The following is a 16,582-nucleotide window of genomic DNA, read 5'->3' as shown; positions in this document are numbered from 1 at the left end:
CAAAATGGCAGAGCTCAGCGCCCTGCCAAATTTAGGGGTGCATGAGTCTAAAGAGACTCAACCCCCCAGTCAAGACAAGGCCCTGAGCAACACAAGGTCGCCCAGGGCCCGCCTGATTAGTTGCCGCTGGAGTTCAGCGCTTCGGTCAGCGCTGCTTCCACCTCGCTCGCGCTTACGCGGACCGGCTTGCCGGCTTCGCGCTGACGCTTGCGCTCGCTGTGGTAGGCCAGGCCGGTACCGGCCGGAATCAGACGACCCACCACGACGTTTTCCTTCAGGCCACGCAGGTAGTCGCGCTTGCCGGTGACCGCCGCCTCGGTGAGGACGCGGGTGGTCTCCTGGAAGGATGCCGCGGAGATGAACGACTCGGTGGACAGCGAAGCCTTGGTGATACCCAGCAGGACGCGCTCGTACTTGGCGATGAAGCGATCTTCACCAGCCAGACGCTCGTTCTCCTCCAGCACCTGGGTCAGCTCCATCTGGTCGCCCTTGATGAAGCTGGAATCCCCGGACTCCGCGATCTCTACCTTACGCAGCATCTGACGCAGGATGGTCTCGATGTGCTTGTCGTTGATCTTCACGCCTTGCAGGCGGTACACGTCCTGGATTTCATTGACGATGTACTTGGCCAGCGCACTGACGCCCAGCAGGCGCAGGATGTCGTGCGGGTTGCTCGGACCGTCGGAGATCACCTCGCCACGGTTCACCTGTTCGCCTTCGAACACGTTCAGGTGACGCCATTTCGGAATCAGCTCCTCGTAAGGATCGCTACCGTCGTTCGGCGTGATGACCAGACGGCGCTTGCCCTTGGTCTCCTTGCCAAAGGAGATGGTGCCGCTGATTTCCGCCAGGATCGAAGGCTCTTTCGGACGACGAGCTTCGAACAGGTCGGCAACGCGCGGCAGACCACCGGTGATGTCACGGGTCTTCGAGGTTTCCTGCGGGATACGGGCAATAACATCACCCACGCCCACTTGAGCACCGTCGGCCACGCCAACCAGGGCGTTCGCCGGCAGGAAGTACTGGGCCGGTACGTCGGTACCCGGCAGCAGCAACTCCTTGCCATTGGCGTCGACCAGCTTCACAGCCGGACGGATGTCCTTGCCGGCAGCCGGACGATCCTTCGGATCCAGAACCTCGATGTTGGTCAGACCAGTGAGTTCGTCGGTCTGACGCTTGATGGTGATGCCTTCCTCCATGCCGACGAAGGTCACGGTACCCTTCATCTCGGTCACGATCGGGTGGGTGTGCGGGTCCCACTTGGCAACGATGGCGCCCGGGTCGACCTTGTCACCTTCCTTCACGGAGATCACGGCACCGTACGGCAGCTTGTAGCGCTCGCGCTCGCGACCGAATTCGTCAGCCACTGCCAGCTCGCCGGAACGGGAAACTGCCACCAGCGCACCATCGACACGCTCGACGTGCTTCAGGTTATGCAGGCGGATGGTACCGCCATTCTTGACCTGGACGTTGTCGGCTGCCGAGGTACGGCTGGCCGCACCACCGATGTGGAACGTACGCATGGTCAGCTGGGTACCCGGCTCACCGATGGACTGGGCGGCGATGACGCCGACCGCTTCACCGATGTTCACCTGGTGACCACGTGCCAGGTCACGACCGTAGCACTTGGCGCAGATGCCATAGCGAGTTTCACAGGTGATCGGCGAGCGGACTACAACCTCGTCGATGCTCGCACGCTCGATGAACTCGACCCACTGCTCGTCGATCAGGGTGCCGGCCGGGACGATGACTTCGCCGTCGTCGCTGCCAGGCTTGAACACGTCCTTGGCGATGACACGACCCAGGACGCGCTCGCCCAGAGGCTCGACCACGTCGCCGCCTTCGATATGCGGAGTCATCAGCAGGCCATGCTCGGTACCGCAATCGATCTCGGTCACGACCAGGTCCTGCGCCACGTCGACCAGGCGACGGGTCAGGTAACCGGAGTTCGCGGTCTTCAGTGCGGTATCCGCCAGACCTTTACGAGCACCGTGAGTGGAGATGAAGTACTGGAGTACGTTCAGGCCCTCACGGAAGTTCGCGGTGATCGGGGTCTCGATGATCGAGCCGTCCGGCTTGGCCATCAGGCCGCGCATACCGGCGAGCTGACGGATCTGGGCCGCGGAGCCCCGCGCACCGGAGTCCGCCATCATGTACATGGAGTTGAAGGACTCCTGATCGACTTCCTTGCCCTCGCGATCGACCACCTTCTCTTTCGAGAGGTTGGCCATCATCGCCTTGGACACTTCGTCGTTCGCCTTGGACCAGAGGTCGATCACCTTGTTGTACTTCTCGCCCTGGGTAACCAGGCCGGAGGCGTACTGAGATTCGATCTCCTTCACTTCCTCGGTGGCGGCATCGATGATGCGCGCCTTCTCATCGGGAATGACGAAGTCGTTCACACCGATGGAAACGCCGGAAATGGTGGAGTAGGCGAAACCGGTGTACATCAGCTGGTCGGCGAAGATGACGGTATCCTTCAGACCCACCACGCGGTAGCACTGGTTGATCAGTTTGGAGATCGCCTTCTTCTTCATCGGCTGGTTGACCACGTCGAACGACAGGCCTGCCGGAACCACCTGGAACAGCAGAGCGCGGCCGACGGTGGTGTCGACGATGCGGGTGTTCTTGGTGATACCGCCGTCCTTGTCCTTCACGGTCTCGTTGATGCGGACTTTCACACGGGCGTGCAGGGACGCCTCGCCGGCGCGGAACACGCGGTCGACTTCCTGCAGGTCAGCGAAGACGCGACCCTCACCCTTGGCGTTCACCGCCTCACGGGTCATGTAGTACAGACCGAGAACCACGTCCTGGGACGGAACGATGATCGGCTCGCCGTTGGCAGGCGACAGGATGTTGTTGGTGGACATCATCAGCGCGCGCGCTTCCAGCTGGGCCTCGAGGGTCAGCGGAACGTGGACGGCCATCTGGTCACCGTCGAAGTCGGCGTTGTACGCGGCGCAGACCAGCGGGTGCAGCTGGATGGCCTTGCCTTCGATGAGCACCGGCTCGAATGCCTGGATACCCAGACGGTGGAGGGTCGGTGCGCGGTTGAGCAGTACGGGGTGTTCACGGATGACTTCGGCGAGAACGTCCCAGACCTCGGGCAGTTCGCGCTCGACCATCTTCTTGGCCGCCTTGATGGTGGTGGCCATGCCGCGGGCTTCGAGCTTGCCGAAGATGAACGGCTTGAACAGCTCGAGGGCCATCTTCTTGGGCAGACCGCACTGGTGCAGACGCAGGGTCGGGCCCACGGTGATCACGGAACGACCGGAGTAGTCCACGCGCTTACCGAGCAGGTTCTGACGGAAGCGACCTTGCTTGCCCTTGATCATGTCGGCCAGGGACTTCAGCGGGCGCTTGTTCGAGCCAGTGATGGCACGGCCACGACGGCCGTTGTCCAGCAGGGCGTCGACAGCTTCCTGCAGCATGCGCTTTTCGTTGCGCACGATGATGTCCGGAGCGGCCAGGTCGAGCAGGCGCTTCAGGCGGTTGTTACGGTTGATGACCCGGCGATACAGATCGTTCAGGTCGGAGGTCGCGAAGCGACCGCCATCCAGCGGAACCAGCGGACGCAGGTCCGGCGGCAGCACCGGCAGGACGGTCAGCACCATCCACTCGGGGTGGTTGCCGGAGTCCTTGAAGGCTTCCATCAGTTTCAGGCGCTTGGACAGCTTCTTGATCTTGGTTTCCGAGTTGGTCTGCGGAATCTCTTCGCGCAGGCGGCCGATCTCGTGCTCCAGATCGATGGCGTTCAGCAGCTCGCGGACAGCCTCGGCACCCATGCGGGCGTCGAAGTCGTCACCGAACTCTTCGAGGGCTTCGAAGTATTGCTCGTCGTTCAGCAGCTGACCTTTCTCAAGGGTGGTCATGCCCGGATCGATCACTACGTAGCTCTCGAAATAGAGCACGCGCTCGATGTCACGCAGGGTCATGTCCAGCAGCAGGCCGATACGGGACGGCAGGGACTTCAGGAACCAGATGTGGGCAACAGGGGAAGCCAGCTCGATGTGACCCATGCGCTCACGGCGCACCTTGGCCAGCGCGACTTCCACACCGCACTTCTCGCAGATCACACCGCGGTGCTTGAGGCGCTTGTACTTACCGCACAGGCACTCGTAGTCCTTCACCGGGCCGAAGATCTTGGCGCAGAACAGGCCATCGCGCTCCGGCTTGAAGGTACGGTAGTTGATGGTCTCCGGCTTCTTCACTTCACCGAAGGACCAGGAACGGATCATCTCGGGCGAGGCCAGGCCAATACGGATGGCATCGAACTCTTCGATTTGACCCTGGTTTTTCAACAGATTCAGCAAGTCTTTCAAGGCCTTTCCTCCTCACGGACCCGCTACGACCGGCCTTGACCAGCCGTAGCGTTCTGGGCGTCGCGTGTTATTCGGTTTCCAGTTCGATGTCGATGCCGAGCGAACGGATCTCTTTGATCAACACGTTGAAGGACTCGGGCATACCGGCCTCCATGCGGTGATCGCCATCCACGATGTTCTTGTACATCTTGGTACGGCCGTTCACGTCGTCGGACTTCACGGTCAGCATCTCCTGCAGGGTGTAGGCGGCGCCGTAGGCTTCCAGCGCCCAGACCTCCATCTCCCCGAAACGCTGGCCACCGAACTGCGCCTTACCACCCAGCGGCTGCTGGGTAACCAGGCTGTAAGAGCCGGTGGAACGTGCGTGCATCTTGTCGTCGACCAGGTGGTTCAGCTTCAGCATGTACATGTAGCCAACGGTGGTCGGACGCTCGAACATGTTGCCGGTACGCCCGTCGAACAGGCGCATCTGGCCGCTCTCGGGCAGATCGGCGAGCTTCAGCATCGCCTTGATCTCGCGCTCCTTGGCACCGTCGAACACCGGGGTAGCCATCGGCACGCCGCCGCGCAGGTTCTTCGCCAGGTCGAGGATTTCCTGATCGCTCAGTTCATCCAGGCTCTCCTGACGCCCACCGATCTCGTTGTAGATCTCGTGCAGGAACTTGCGCAGCTCGGCGATCTTGCGCTGCTCTTCGAGCATGCGGTTGATCTTCTCGCCCAGGCCCTTGGCCGCAAGGCCCAGGTGGGTTTCGAGAATCTGGCCGACGTTCATACGCGACGGTACACCCAGCGGGTTGAGGACGATGTCCACCGGCGTGCCATTGGCATCGTGGGGCATGTCTTCGACCGGCATGATCACGGAGACCACACCCTTGTTACCGTGGCGGCCCGCCATCTTGTCACCCGGCTGGATGCGGCGCTTGATGGCGAGGTACACCTTGACGATCTTCAGGACGCCCGGCGCCAGGTCGTCGCCTTGCTGAAGCTTGCGCTTCTTGTCTTCGAACTTGTCGTCCAGCAGCTGGCGGCGGTCGGAGAGGTAGGCCTGGGCCTTCTCGAGCTGCTCGTTCAGAGCGTCGTCCGCCATGCGCAGCTTGAACCACTGGCCGCGCTCGAGGCCGTCGAGGTACTCGTCGGTGATCTCGGTGCCTTTCTTGAGGCCGGCGCCACCTTCGGCAACCTGGCCGACCAGGGCGGAACGCAGGCGCTCGAAGGTTGCACCTTCGACGATACGGAACTCTTCGTTCAGATCCTTGCGAATCTCGTCGAGCTGCATCTTCTCGATGGACAGAGCACGGGAGTCGCGCTCCACGCCATCACGGGTGAAGACCTGGACGTCGATGACGGTGCCCTTGGTGCCGGTCGGCACACGCAGGGAGGTGTCCTTAACGTCGGATGCCTTCTCACCAAAGATCGCGCGCAGCAGCTTCTCTTCCGGAGTCAGCTGGGTCTCGCCTTTCGGGGTGACCTTGCCGACCAGGATGTCGCCAGCCTGTACTTCGGCGCCGACGTAGACGATGCCGGCTTCATCCAGCTTGTTCAGCGCAGCCTCACCCACGTTCGGGATGTCCGCGGTGATTTCTTCTGGGCCGAGCTTGGTGTCACGAGCGACGCAGGTCAGTTCCTGGATGTGGATCGTGGTGAAACGATCTTCCTGGACCACGCGCTCGGAGAGGCAGATGGAGTCTTCGAAGTTGAAGCCGTTCCAGGGCATGAACGCGACGCGCATGTTCTGACCCAGGGCCAGTTCACCCATGTCGGTGGACGGACCATCGGCCAGGATGTCGCTGCGCGAAACCTTGTCACCCTTCTGCACCAGCGGACGCTGGTTGATGCAGGTGTTCTGGTTGGAACGGGTGTACTTGGTCAGGTTGTAGATGTCGACACCGGCTTCGCCAGTCTCGACTTCGTCGTCGTTCACACGGACGACGATGCGGCTGGCATCGACGGAATCGATCACACCACCACGACGGGCCACGACGCAGACACCGGAGTCACGGGCGACGTTGCGCTCCATGCCGGTACCGACCAGAGGCTTGTCGGCACGCAAGGTCGGCACGGCCTGGCGCTGCATGTTCGAGCCCATGAGTGCGCGGTTGGCGTCGTCGTGTTCGAGGAACGGGATCAGCGAGGCAGCGACTGAAACGACCTGCTTCGGCGATACGTCCATGAGGGTGACGTCTTCCGGCGCCTTCACGGTGAACTCGTTCAGGTGACGCACAGCCACCAGCTCATCGATCAGTTGGCCCTGCTCGTTGAGCGTGGCAGACGCCTGAGCGATGACGTGGTCGGCCTCTTCGATGGCGGAGAGGAAGACGATCTCATCGGTCACCTGGGTGCCTTTTACAACACGGTAGGGGCTCTCGAGGAAACCGTACTGGTTGGTGCGGGCGTAGGTGGCCAGGGAGTTGATCAGACCGATGTTCGGACCTTCGGGCGTCTCGATCGGGCACACACGGCCGTAGTGGGTCGGGTGTACGTCGCGGACTTCGAAGCCCGCGCGCTCGCGAGTCAGACCACCTGGGCCGAGTGCGGAAACGCGGCGCTTGTGGGTGATCTCGGACAGCGGGTTGTTCTGGTCCATGAACTGGGAGAGCTGGCTGGAGCCGAAGAACTCCTTGATCGCGGCAGCCACGGGCTTGGCGTTGATCAGGTCCTGAGGCATCAGGCCTTCGCTCTCCGCCATGGACAGGCGTTCCTTGACCGCGCGCTCGACGCGCACCAGGCCAACACGGAACTGGTTTTCGGCCATTTCGCCAACGCAACGGACACGACGGTTACCCAGGTGATCGATGTCGTCGACGATGCCCTTGCCGTTGCGGATGTCGACCAGGGTCTTGAGGACCTCGACGATATCTTCGCGACTGAGGACACCAGCCCCCTCGATCTCGGTGCGACCAATCCGGCGGTTGAACTTCATGCGGCCGACAGCGGACAGGTCGTAACGCTCGGCGCTGAAGAACAGGTTGTTGAACAGGGTCTCGGCAGCTTCCTTGGTCGGCGGCTCACCAGGACGCATCATGCGATAGATTTCCACCAGGGCTTCCAGCTGGTTGCTGGTGGAGTCGATCTTCAGGGTGTCGGAGATGAACGGACCGCAGTCGATGTCGTTGGTGTAAAGGGTCTCGATGCGGACGACCTGTGCCTTGGCGATCTTGACCAGGAGGTCGGTGGTCAGCTCGGTATTGCACTCGACGATGATCTCGCCGGTGGCCGGATGCACGATGGCCTTGGCGGTGGTGCGACCGAGGACGTAGTCCAGCGGAACTTCCAGCTCGCTGATGCCAGCCTTCTCCAGCTGGTTGATGTGGCGGGCGGTGATACGACGGCCCTGCTCCACGATCACCTTGCCGGACGGATCCTTGATGTCGAATACGGCGACTTCACCGCGCAGGCGCTGGGGCACCAGTTCCAGGTGCAGGCCTTCGCCCTTCACATGGAAGACGTTGGTGGCATAGAAGGCGTTGAGCACTTCCTCGGTGCTGTAGCCGAGCGCACGCAGCAGGACGGAGGCCGGCAGCTTGCGGCGACGGTCGATACGAACGAACACGCAGTCCTTCGGATCGAACTCGAAGTCCAGCCAGGAACCACGGTAGGGAATGATCCGCGCGGAGTACAGCAGCTTGCCGGAGCTGTGGGTCTTGCCACGGTCATGGTCGAAGAACACGCCCGGGGAGCGGTGCAGCTGGGAGACGATCACGCGCTCGGTACCGTTGATGATGAAGGTACCGTTCTCGGTCATGAGCGGGATTTCGCCCATGTAGACTTCTTGTTCCTTGATGTCCTTGATGGCCTTGTTCGACGACTCCTTGTCGAAAATGATCAGACGCACCTTGACGCGCAGCGGAACGGCGAAGGTCACGCCGCGCAGCACGCATTCCTTGACGTCGAAGGCCGGCTCGCCAAGGCGATAGCCAACGTATTCCAGAGCGGCGTTGCCGGAATAGCTGATGATCGGGAATACAGACTTGAAGGCCGCGTGCAGGCCGATATCACGGATCCGCTCCTTGCTCGCGCCCGCCTGCAGGAATTCGCGGTACGAATCCAGCTGGATGGCCAGGAGGTAGGGTACATCCATGACGTCCGGCAACTTGCTAAAGTCTTTGCGGATACGTTTTTTCTCAGTGTATGAGTAAGCCATCAGCGTTCCCCAGCTTGGTCACCTGCTTATTTGGCTCCTCCGACGGGAGTAGCCAGAAAATCGTGCAAACCCCTTGGTTTGCGCCACCTTGGTCGGTGGGAGCCTCACATTCCAGGTAGCCGCCACGAGGCGACCACCTAGAACGGAAAAAGGCCGGTGGCCTAAGCCACCAGCCATCAGCCTTTCGCTTACCGCTCAGGCTGTAGACGCAAGGTCGTCGCTTACTTGAGCTCGACTTTGGCGCCAGCTTCTTCCAGAGCCTTCTTGGCAGCTTCGGCTTCTTCTTTCGAAGCGCCTTCCTTGACCACGCCCGGGGCGCCGTCAACAACTGCCTTGGCTTCTTTCAGGCCCAGACCGGTCAGCTCGCGAACGACCTTGATCACGTTCACTTTCTTGTCGCCAGCTTCAGCCAGGACGATGGTGAACTCGGTCTGCTCTTCAACAACAGCAGCAGCGGCAGCCGGGCCAGCAGCAACAGCTGCAGCAGCGCTAACGCCGAACTTCTCTTCCATTGCCTTGATCAGTTCAACAACTTGCATCACGGACATTTCGGATACGGCGTTGATGATGTCTTCGTTGGTCAGAGCCATGACTCTAATTCCTGTATTGATGGATGGCCTCAGGCGGCCATCGAATTAATCGAATAAAGCGAAAGGACGGGCGCGGCCTTATCAGGCTGCAGCGCTTTCCTTCTGGTCGCGGATTGCCGCCAGGGTACGAGCCAGCTTGCTGGTGGCGCCTTGGATAACGCTCATCAGCTGGGATACGGCTTCGTCGTAGGTCGGCAGGGTTGCCAGTACGTCGATCTGGTTGGCTGCGATCAGCTTGCCTTCAAACGCGGCGGCCTTGATCTCGAACTTGTCCTGACCCTTGGCGAAATCCTTGAAGATACGGGCGGCAGCGCCCGGATGCTCGTTGGAGAACGCAATGAGGGTCGGGCCCTTGAACACGTCGCTGAGCACTTCAAAAGAAGTGCCTTCGACGGCGCGACGGGCGAGGGTGTTACGTACGACTTTGACGTAAACACCAGCCGCGCGGGCCTCTTTACGGAGTCCGGTCATGGCAGCCACGGTCACGCCACGGGCATCAGCCACGACAGCGGACAGGGCAGCTTGGGCAGCCTCGTTGACTTCAGCGACGATGGCCTTCTTGTCTTCGAGTTTAATTGCCACGGGTTCACTCCTGGATGTTACCGGTTCGTCCAGCCGAGGCCGGACGGCGTTTTGGTGTCTGATTCGGTAAACGAATCGGGAGCACCATCTGCGTAGGCTCGAGGATCGCTCCCCGGTTTAAGGCATGGCCGCCTACGGTCTTGGATAGCCCCCGCCAGGCAGGGACCCCAATACCTGCGCAGCGGGCACAAGGCCCACTGCGACTTTGTTCCTTAAGCTTCCAGGGAAGCCTGATCGATCTGCAGACCTGGACCCATGGTGGTGCTCAGGGTCACGCGCTGCACATACACACCCTTGGAGGTGGACGGCTTGAGGCGCTTCAGGTCGGACAGCAGGGCTTCGACGTTCTGCTTCAGCTTGACCGGCTCGAAATCAACCTTGCCAACGGAAGCATGGATGATGCCGTTCTTGTCAGTACGGAAGCGTACCTGACCGGCCTTGGCGTTCTTGACTGCGGTAGCCACGTCGGGAGTAACGGTACCGACTTTCGGGTTCGGCATCAGGCCACGAGGGCCGAGAACCTGACCCAGTTGACCGACAACGCGCATTGCATCAGGAGATGCGATCACAACGTCGTAGCTCAGGTCGCCAGCCTTCATTTCGGCAGCCAGTTCGTCCATGCCAACCTTGTCAGCGCCGGCAGCCAGAGCGGCTTCGACACCAGGACCCTGGGTGAACACGGCAACGCGAACGCTCTTGCCAGTGCCATTCGGCAGGACAGTGGCGCCACGAACAACCTGATCGGATTTACGAGGATCAACGCCGAGATTGATGGCGATGTCCACGGACTCCTTGAACTTGATGGTGGACAGCTCAGCAAGAAGCTTGGCTGCATCTTCGAATGCATATTGCTTGCCGGCTTCAACCTTGGCAGCAATTGCCTTTTGGCGCTTGGTCAGCTTTGCCATTTACACGCCCTCCACGTTCAGGCCCATGCTACGAGCGGAACCGGCGATGGTACGCACGGCCGCATCCAGGTCAGCTGCAGTCAGATCCGCCTGCTTGGCTTTGGCGATATCTTCCAGCTGTGCACGGGTAACGGTGCCAACCTTCTGGCTGTTCGGACGGGAAGAGCCGCTGGTGATGCCAGCCGCCTTCTTCAGCAACACGGAAGCCGGGGTGCTCTTGGTCTCGAACGTGAAGCTACGGTCGCTGTAGACAGTGATGATCACCGGAGTGGGCAGACCGGGCTCCATGCCCTGGGTCTTGGCGTTGAACGCCTTGCAGAACTCCATAATGTTCACGCCGTGTTGACCGAGAGCGGGACCAACCGGCGGCGAAGGGTTGGCCTGACCAGCCTTCACTTGCAGCTTGATGTAAGCCTGAATCTTCTTAGCCATTTATGACTCCATTTGCGGGTTCAAGCGCCCAAGGGCTCCCCGATTTCATTGCGTTTATCCCAGTGACGACAAAACCCCGCAACCATTGGCTGCGGGGTATGGGATGCATCTACAGCTAGACCTTTTCGACCTGGCTGAACTCCAACTCGACAGGAGTGGAGCGACCGAAGATGAGCACAGCAACTTGAATGCGGCTCTTCTCGTAATTAACCTCTTCAACCACACCATTGAAATCCGCAAACGGACCATCAATGACACGGACAGTCTCGCCCGGCTCGAACAGGGTTTTGGGCTTCGGCTTGTCACCACTATCAGCAACACGGCGAAGAATCGCCTCAGCCTCACGCTCAGTGATGGGAGCGGGCTTGTCCGCAGTACCACCGATGAACCCCATGACACGGGGAGTGTCCTTGATCAGGTGCCAGGTGGCTTCGTTCATCTCCATCTGGACCAGCACATATCCAGGAAAGAACTTCCGCTCACTCTTGCGCTTCTGACCATTGCGCATTTCGACCACTTCTTCGGTCGGCACGAGGATCTCACCAAACTGATCCTCCATACCCGCAAGCTTCACGCGCTCAACGAGAGAACGCATGACATGCTTCTCATAACCGGAATACGCGTGAACAACGTACCAACGCTTAGCCACGGGGCACCCTTTAACCAACAATCATCGAAACAAGCCAACCCAGCAGGGAATCCAAGCCCCACAGGAGCAGCGCCATGACAAGAACAACCGCAACCACGATCAGCGTGGTCTGAGTAGTTTCCTGACGAGTCGGCCAGACCACCTTGCGGATCTCGACACGCGCTTCTTTGGCCAGAGAAAAGAACGCCTGCCCCTTGACGGTCTGCAGCGCAACAAAAGCGGCAGCACCACCCAGAACCAGGAGAGCAAGGACGCGATAGATAATCGGCTGAGCAGCGAAGTAGTGGTTGCCCACAACCCCCACAACAACCAGAAAAGCCACAACGATCCACTTCAACGCATCGAAGCGAGTTTCTTTGGCTTCAAGCTTGGCATTCATTAGAAAGGACCTTGTGTGGAGATTGCCAGATCCCAGGACCGGGAAATCTGGCAGGCCAGGAGGGAATCGAACCCCCAACCTGCGGTTTTGGAGACCGCCGCTCTGCCAATTGAGCTACTGGCCTGTAACAAAATCAGGCCGACCATTATGCCGGCCTGATAACGCAAGATCAACTACTTATTCGATGATCTTGGCGACAACGCCGGCGCCAACGGTACGGCCGCCTTCGCGGATTGCGAAGCGCAGGCCATCTTCCATGGCGATCGGAGCGATCAGGGTGACGACCATCTTGATGTTGTCACCCGGCATTACCATTTCAACGCCTTCCGGCAGCTCGCAGTTGCCAGTCACGTCGGTGGTACGGAAGTAGAACTGCGGACGGTAGCCCTTGAAGAACGGGGTGTGACGACCACCTTCTTCCTTGGACAGCACGTACACTTCGCACTCGAACTTGGTGTGCGGCTTGATGGTGCCCGGCTTGGCCAGAACCTGACCACGCTCTACTTCGTCACGCTTGGTGCCACGCAGCAGGATACCAACGTTCTCACCAGCACGGCCTTCGTCCAGCAGCTTGCGGAACATTTCAACGCCGGTGCAGATGGTCTTGGAGGTAGCGCGGATACCAACGATCTCAACTTCCTCTTGAACGCGAACGATACCGCGCTCAACACGACCGGTCACAACGGTGCCACGGCCGGAGATGGAGAACACGTCTTCGATCGGCATCAGGAACGGCTGGTCAACGGCACGAATGGGCTCCGGAATGTAGGAGTCCAGGGTCTCTACCAGCTTGCGAACAGCGGAGACACCGATTTCGTTGTCGTCTTTGCCTTCCAGCGCCATCAGCGCAGAACCGATGACGATCGGAGTGTCGTCGCCCGGGAAGTCGTAGGTGTTCAGCAGATCGCGAACTTCCATCTCGACCAGTTCCAGCAGCTCGGCGTCATCAACCATGTCGGCCTTGTTCAGGAACACGACGATGTAGGGAACGCCTACCTGACGGGACAGCAGGATGTGCTCGCGAGTCTGCGGCATGGGGCCGTCAGCAGCGGAGCAAACCAGGATCGCGCCGTCCATCTGGGCAGCACCGGTGATCATGTTCTTCACGTAGTCAGCGTGACCGGGGCAGTCAACGTGAGCGTAGTGACGAGTAGCGGAATCGTACTCAACGTGGGAGGTGTTGATTACCGCGAGCTTTCTCTTCCGGAGCGTTGTCGATCTGATCGAACGCACGAGCCGAACCACCCCAGGTCTCGGAGCAGACTTTGGTCAGGGCAGCAGTCAGAGTGGTCTTGCCATGGTCAACGTGACCAATGGTGCCGACGTTGACGTGCGGTTTGTTACGTTCGAATTTTTCTTTAGCCATCGAAAACGTCTCCCATCAATGAATTGAGCGAGTCACGCCACCATTAAAACAAAGGCAGATATTTTCATATCTGCCTTTGTAAGATGGAGCTCATGAGCGGATTTGAACCGCTGACCTCACCCTTACCAAGGGTGTGCTCTACCAGCTGAGCTACATGAGCCAAACACATTGCACAAACATCAAACCTGGAGCGGGTAGCGGGAATCGAACCCGCATCATCAGCTTGGAAGGCTGAGGTTCTACCACTGAACTATACCCGCGGAGCCTGGTGCTCACGCTTGAATCTGGTGGAGGGAGAAGGATTCGAACCTTCGAAGTCTATGACGTCAGATTTACAGTCTGATCCCTTTGGCCACTCGGGAATCCCTCCAATCGGGAGGCGGCATTTTCATCGTAGCCACCTCTGCTGTCAAGCTTTTTCTCATTAAAATCTTGAGGTTAGCTATTTTTGACAGCGCTTCGGCAAACATCTCTTTAGGCCTGCCTGCGAAGCGGCCGCTATTCTATGCAAACTATTCGCGAGATGCAACACCCTGGCAGGGCATAATTTTGTGCTGAAGACCCGGAAAATCTTTCACAAGCGTCGCTAGCAAAGCGTCATCCACAAGTCGACGGCCCTCTCCATCCACGCGAACCCAGTAGTCGCGGTGAGCGCGTGGCAACTCACGCATAAGAGGCTCGTACCCCGCATCTTTGAGACGCGTCATTACACTCTCGGCCGAGTCAAGTCTTGGAAAAATCCCAAGTGAGATGCCGTTCTGCAGGTCGCCCTGACTGATCAGGTAGCTGTCGATCTTGCGAGCCTGGAGCTCCTTCAATTGCCGCAAAGATGCCTGCCTGGAGGCAAGCGGAGCGAGATAGACCCAGTAGTCAACGCCTGCAGCAGCATCCACACTTTGAATGCTGCTCTGGATATTCAGGGCTAGCAGCCTTTGCTCAACACCCTTCACTTGTTCCTCACGATCCAGGCCTCCCAAAAACAGACAAACCTGAGCATCAGGCAAAGGCGCTGACTGCTGCTGAGCACGAGGGGCAGTATTTTCCTTGGACTCACTCAACAAACGAATGTCTTGCTGCCCCCCCCTGTAAAGAGACAGTGTCTCGACTTCTTTGACCTGGAGAGGGGCCTGTTGTTGGTGCCAAACGTAATAGAAGAGATTCAGCACCAATAAGAGCAGGAACAGCCAGCGCATGGACAACCTCAGTCAAATGGACACGCAATCGCAAGCCCGGAGAAAACCAGATCAGGAGCCAATCTCGCATTGGGCACTTCCTCTTTTACCAATGCAGCATCCCCTCCGGTGAGAAAAATGCAGAAATCCTCTCCCAACTGTTGTCGGGCCAGATCCAATTGCATGCGCACGAACCCCTTGAGCATCAAAAGGCAACCTCGCTCAACGGCTTCAGCGGTGTTCCGCCCTGGCTTCATGTGCGCCACCGCTTGAGCGGCAGCTTCGTCGTCATACCGGATTCGTCGCGTATGCGTTCTGAGCTGGCTACGCATGAGTGGCACTCCTGGACATATATATCCCCCGAGATGCACGCCACTGGAAGTTACGAAGTCGGAGGTTACCGCCGTACCGAGATCAAGCACGAGCGATGCGCTCTTGCTGACGTGGTAGGCGGCAACGACAGCAAGCCATCGATCCAGTCCAAGCTTGTGGAAATCCTCATAGCCATTAACGACTCCCGCCAATACCTTCGAAGAGGATGCGAGCAGAGGCCTTGCATGAAACGCTTGTTCAAGAGCCTGCAGCAGCGCGGAAGTTTCCTCCTCCGAGCGCACACTGACTAATCGGCACTGCTGAATGCCTGAGTAGTCGGAGGCCTTAATTGCCTGGATGACATTGTCGCCATCAGCAGCAACACCTGAAATGAGCGCTCCTTCACTGTCGGTGCCAAGCAGGCGCCATTTGATGAAGCTGTTGCCACAGTCAAGCTCTAGAATCATCTCGCAACCTCAAACTGAGCTCTCCCCCGTTTAGCAGCAACTCGGTGCCCCCCACATCAAGGCGAAGAGCGCCACTTTTATCAATACCAAGAACCACACCGTCCACACGCTTGCTGGCGGTTAGTACGGATACCTCCCTTCCGGTCCACGCATGATGGAGCTCCCACTCCCTCCGAACAGCAGCGAACCCCTCTCCCAGGCAACGGCGGAGCTCACATAGAAGAGCAGCAGCAATTTGCGTGCGATCCTGAAGGGATCCAATCTCGGAACGGACGGACGTCCACTCCTGGGTAATTTCTGCCTGTCGGCTCAACATATTGACGTTGAGCCCGACACCAATAACGACATTGCAGATATCAGCTGGATCTCCTACGAGCTCGATGAGAATTCCGGCAATCTTCCGCTCCGCCACCAAAACATCATTGGGCCACTTGAGCTGCGCGGAACTCACACCTAGCGACTGAAGAACCCGCAACACGGCAACACCAACCAGCAGACTCATTCCCTCCAGCTGTCTGGCGCCTCCATCTATCCTGATTACGCATGAGAGATAGAGATTCTCACCATAGGGCGACACCCAGGCTCGCCCTCGACGACCGCGCCCACCAGACTGGTGCTCCGCCAAGACAACAAATGGCGCCTGTACGCCTTGGGATAACAAGCGCAGTGCTTCCGCGTTTGTAGAGTCAATGCTCTCATGGATAAAGATTGGCCACGGCTCACCTAGGGCGAAAAGACGCTCCTGGGAAAGAGGCTCGAATGGAGAAGCAAGGCGATAACCTTTTCCCCGGACCCTATGGATATCCAGGCCGTAAGCAGCCTCAAGGTGCTTCAGATGCTTCCAGACAGCAGCACGGGAAATGCCAAGCGCCTCCCCCAGGAACTCTCCGGAATGAAACTGGCCATCCTGAAGGAGACGTATCAGATTCAACATAACGCTCAGCCTCTTTACGAGGCAGGCATCATAGCGGCGCCCTGTTGGGTTGCATAGAAAAGGGATGGGGTGCAGGACTTAACGACTGGGCCCTGCTGCATGAAAGGTCGACTCGATTTTCATCCGCGCAAAGTCAAACCCCCGATCACCTTTCGATGATCGGGGGTTTGGTATAGGTGCTTGACGATGACCTACTCTCACATGGGGAAACCCCACACTACCATCGGCGATGCATCGTTTCACTACTGAGTTCGGGATGGGATCAATCAGGTGGTTCCAACGCTCTATGGTCGTAAAGCTATTCTTTAGGGTGATCGTCGAGACGCTC

Annotated in this window: 11 protein-coding genes, 4 tRNA genes, 1 rRNA gene and 1 pseudogene; all 17 read right to left on the bottom strand. The window is 59.0% G+C overall.

What is annotated here, in order from left to right; all coding sequences use genetic code 11:
• Positions 1–116 precede the first annotated feature (116 nt).
• Positions 117–4,322 (bottom strand): DNA-directed RNA polymerase subunit beta', encoded by a 4,206-nt coding sequence (gene rpoC / locus RTK35_RS22970; protein WP_044410930.1) that lies wholly within the window; start codon positions 4,320–4,322, stop codon positions 117–119.
• A gap of 67 nt (positions 4,323–4,389) precedes the next feature.
• Positions 4,390–8,463 (bottom strand): DNA-directed RNA polymerase subunit beta, encoded by a 4,074-nt coding sequence (gene rpoB, locus RTK35_RS22965; protein WP_316909091.1) that lies wholly within the window; start codon positions 8,461–8,463, stop codon positions 4,390–4,392.
• A gap of 221 nt (positions 8,464–8,684) precedes the next feature.
• On the bottom strand, positions 8,685–9,053 hold the full coding sequence (gene rplL, locus RTK35_RS22960; RefSeq protein WP_044410925.1) for a 50S ribosomal protein L7/L12: 369 nt from the start codon (positions 9,051–9,053) through the stop codon (positions 8,685–8,687).
• An 81-nt stretch (positions 9,054–9,134) separates the two neighbouring features.
• The gene (gene rplJ / locus RTK35_RS22955) at positions 9,135–9,635 is read right to left on the bottom strand and encodes a 50S ribosomal protein L10 (RefSeq protein ID WP_316909090.1); all 501 of its coding nucleotides are present in this window, start codon (positions 9,633–9,635) and stop codon (positions 9,135–9,137) included.
• 212 nt (positions 9,636–9,847) lie between these two features.
• The gene (rplA, locus tag RTK35_RS22950) at positions 9,848–10,543 is read right to left on the bottom strand and encodes a 50S ribosomal protein L1 (RefSeq protein ID WP_044410921.1); all 696 of its coding nucleotides are present in this window, start codon (positions 10,541–10,543) and stop codon (positions 9,848–9,850) included.
• Positions 10,544–10,975 (bottom strand): 50S ribosomal protein L11, encoded by a 432-nt coding sequence (gene rplK, locus RTK35_RS22945; RefSeq protein WP_044410918.1) that lies wholly within the window; start codon positions 10,973–10,975, stop codon positions 10,544–10,546.
• Positions 10,976–11,090: 115 nt separating this feature from the next.
• Positions 11,091–11,624, bottom strand: a complete 534-nt coding sequence (gene nusG, locus RTK35_RS22940) for a transcription termination/antitermination protein NusG (protein ID WP_044410915.1) — start codon at positions 11,622–11,624, stop codon at positions 11,091–11,093.
• Positions 11,625–11,634: 10 nt separating this feature from the next.
• Complete coding sequence (gene secE / locus RTK35_RS22935) at positions 11,635–12,003, bottom strand: preprotein translocase subunit SecE (RefSeq protein WP_044410913.1); 369 nt, start codon at positions 12,001–12,003, stop codon at positions 11,635–11,637.
• A 48-nt stretch (positions 12,004–12,051) separates the two neighbouring features.
• Positions 12,052–12,127 (bottom strand) — tRNA-Trp (locus tag RTK35_RS22930).
• Positions 12,128–12,180: 53 nt separating this feature from the next.
• Positions 12,181–13,369 (bottom strand): annotated as a pseudogene (gene tuf / locus RTK35_RS22925) (elongation factor Tu).
• A gap of 84 nt (positions 13,370–13,453) precedes the next feature.
• A tRNA-Thr gene (locus RTK35_RS22920) sits at positions 13,454–13,529 on the bottom strand.
• A gap of 26 nt (positions 13,530–13,555) precedes the next feature.
• A tRNA-Gly gene (locus RTK35_RS22915) sits at positions 13,556–13,629 on the bottom strand.
• Between the two features lie 25 nt (positions 13,630–13,654).
• Positions 13,655–13,739 (bottom strand) — tRNA-Tyr (locus tag RTK35_RS22910).
• 142 nt (positions 13,740–13,881) lie between these two features.
• Positions 13,882–14,562, bottom strand: coding sequence for an SPOR domain-containing protein (locus RTK35_RS22905; RefSeq protein ID WP_044410907.1), 681 nt, complete (start codon positions 14,560–14,562; stop codon positions 13,882–13,884).
• An 8-nt stretch (positions 14,563–14,570) separates the two neighbouring features.
• Complete coding sequence (locus RTK35_RS22900; RefSeq protein WP_074974301.1) at positions 14,571–15,320, bottom strand: type III pantothenate kinase; 750 nt, start codon at positions 15,318–15,320, stop codon at positions 14,571–14,573.
• Positions 15,304–16,254: a bifunctional biotin--[acetyl-CoA-carboxylase] ligase/biotin operon repressor BirA gene (gene birA, locus RTK35_RS22895; protein ID WP_074974303.1), complete on the bottom strand. Its 951-nt coding sequence runs from the start codon at positions 16,252–16,254 to the stop codon at positions 15,304–15,306. Before birA ends, RTK35_RS22900 begins: the two co-directional genes overlap by 17 nt.
• Before the next feature lie 178 nt (positions 16,255–16,432).
• Positions 16,433–16,552: ribosomal RNA gene (rrf, locus tag RTK35_RS22890) — 5S ribosomal RNA — on the bottom strand.
• Positions 16,553–16,582: the final 30 nt, after the last annotated feature.

Origin of the sequence: Pseudomonas sp. zfem003, assembly GCF_032621675.1 — a bacterium.
Taxonomy (GTDB): domain Bacteria; phylum Pseudomonadota; class Gammaproteobacteria; order Pseudomonadales; family Pseudomonadaceae; genus Metapseudomonas; species Metapseudomonas otitidis.
The sequence above is the reverse complement of the archived record's forward strand: the minus strand, read 5'-3'. Positions and strand labels throughout refer to the sequence as shown.

Excerpts from the sequence above, each read along its gene's own strand:
- rpoB (WP_316909091.1), bottom strand. The coding sequence starts at position 8,463 with ATGGCTTACTCATACACTGAGAAAAAACGTATCCGCAAAGACTTTAGC.
- rplL (WP_044410925.1), bottom strand. The coding sequence starts at position 9,053 with ATGGCTCTGACCAACGAAGACATCATCAACGCCGTATCCGAAATGTCC.
- rplA (WP_044410921.1), bottom strand. The coding sequence starts at position 10,543 with ATGGCAAAGCTGACCAAGCGCCAAAAGGCAATTGCTGCCAAGGTTGAA.
- rplK (WP_044410918.1), bottom strand. The coding sequence starts at position 10,975 with ATGGCTAAGAAGATTCAGGCTTACATCAAGCTGCAAGTGAAGGCTGGT.
- secE (WP_044410913.1), bottom strand. The coding sequence starts at position 12,003 with ATGAATGCCAAGCTTGAAGCCAAAGAAACTCGCTTCGATGCGTTGAAG.
- RTK35_RS22905 (WP_044410907.1), bottom strand. The coding sequence starts at position 14,562 with ATGCGCTGGCTGTTCCTGCTCTTATTGGTGCTGAATCTCTTCTATTAC.
- RTK35_RS22900 (WP_074974301.1), bottom strand. The coding sequence starts at position 15,320 with ATGATTCTAGAGCTTGACTGTGGCAACAGCTTCATCAAATGGCGCCTG.
- birA (WP_074974303.1), bottom strand. The coding sequence starts at position 16,254 with ATGTTGAATCTGATACGTCTCCTTCAGGATGGCCAGTTTCATTCCGGA.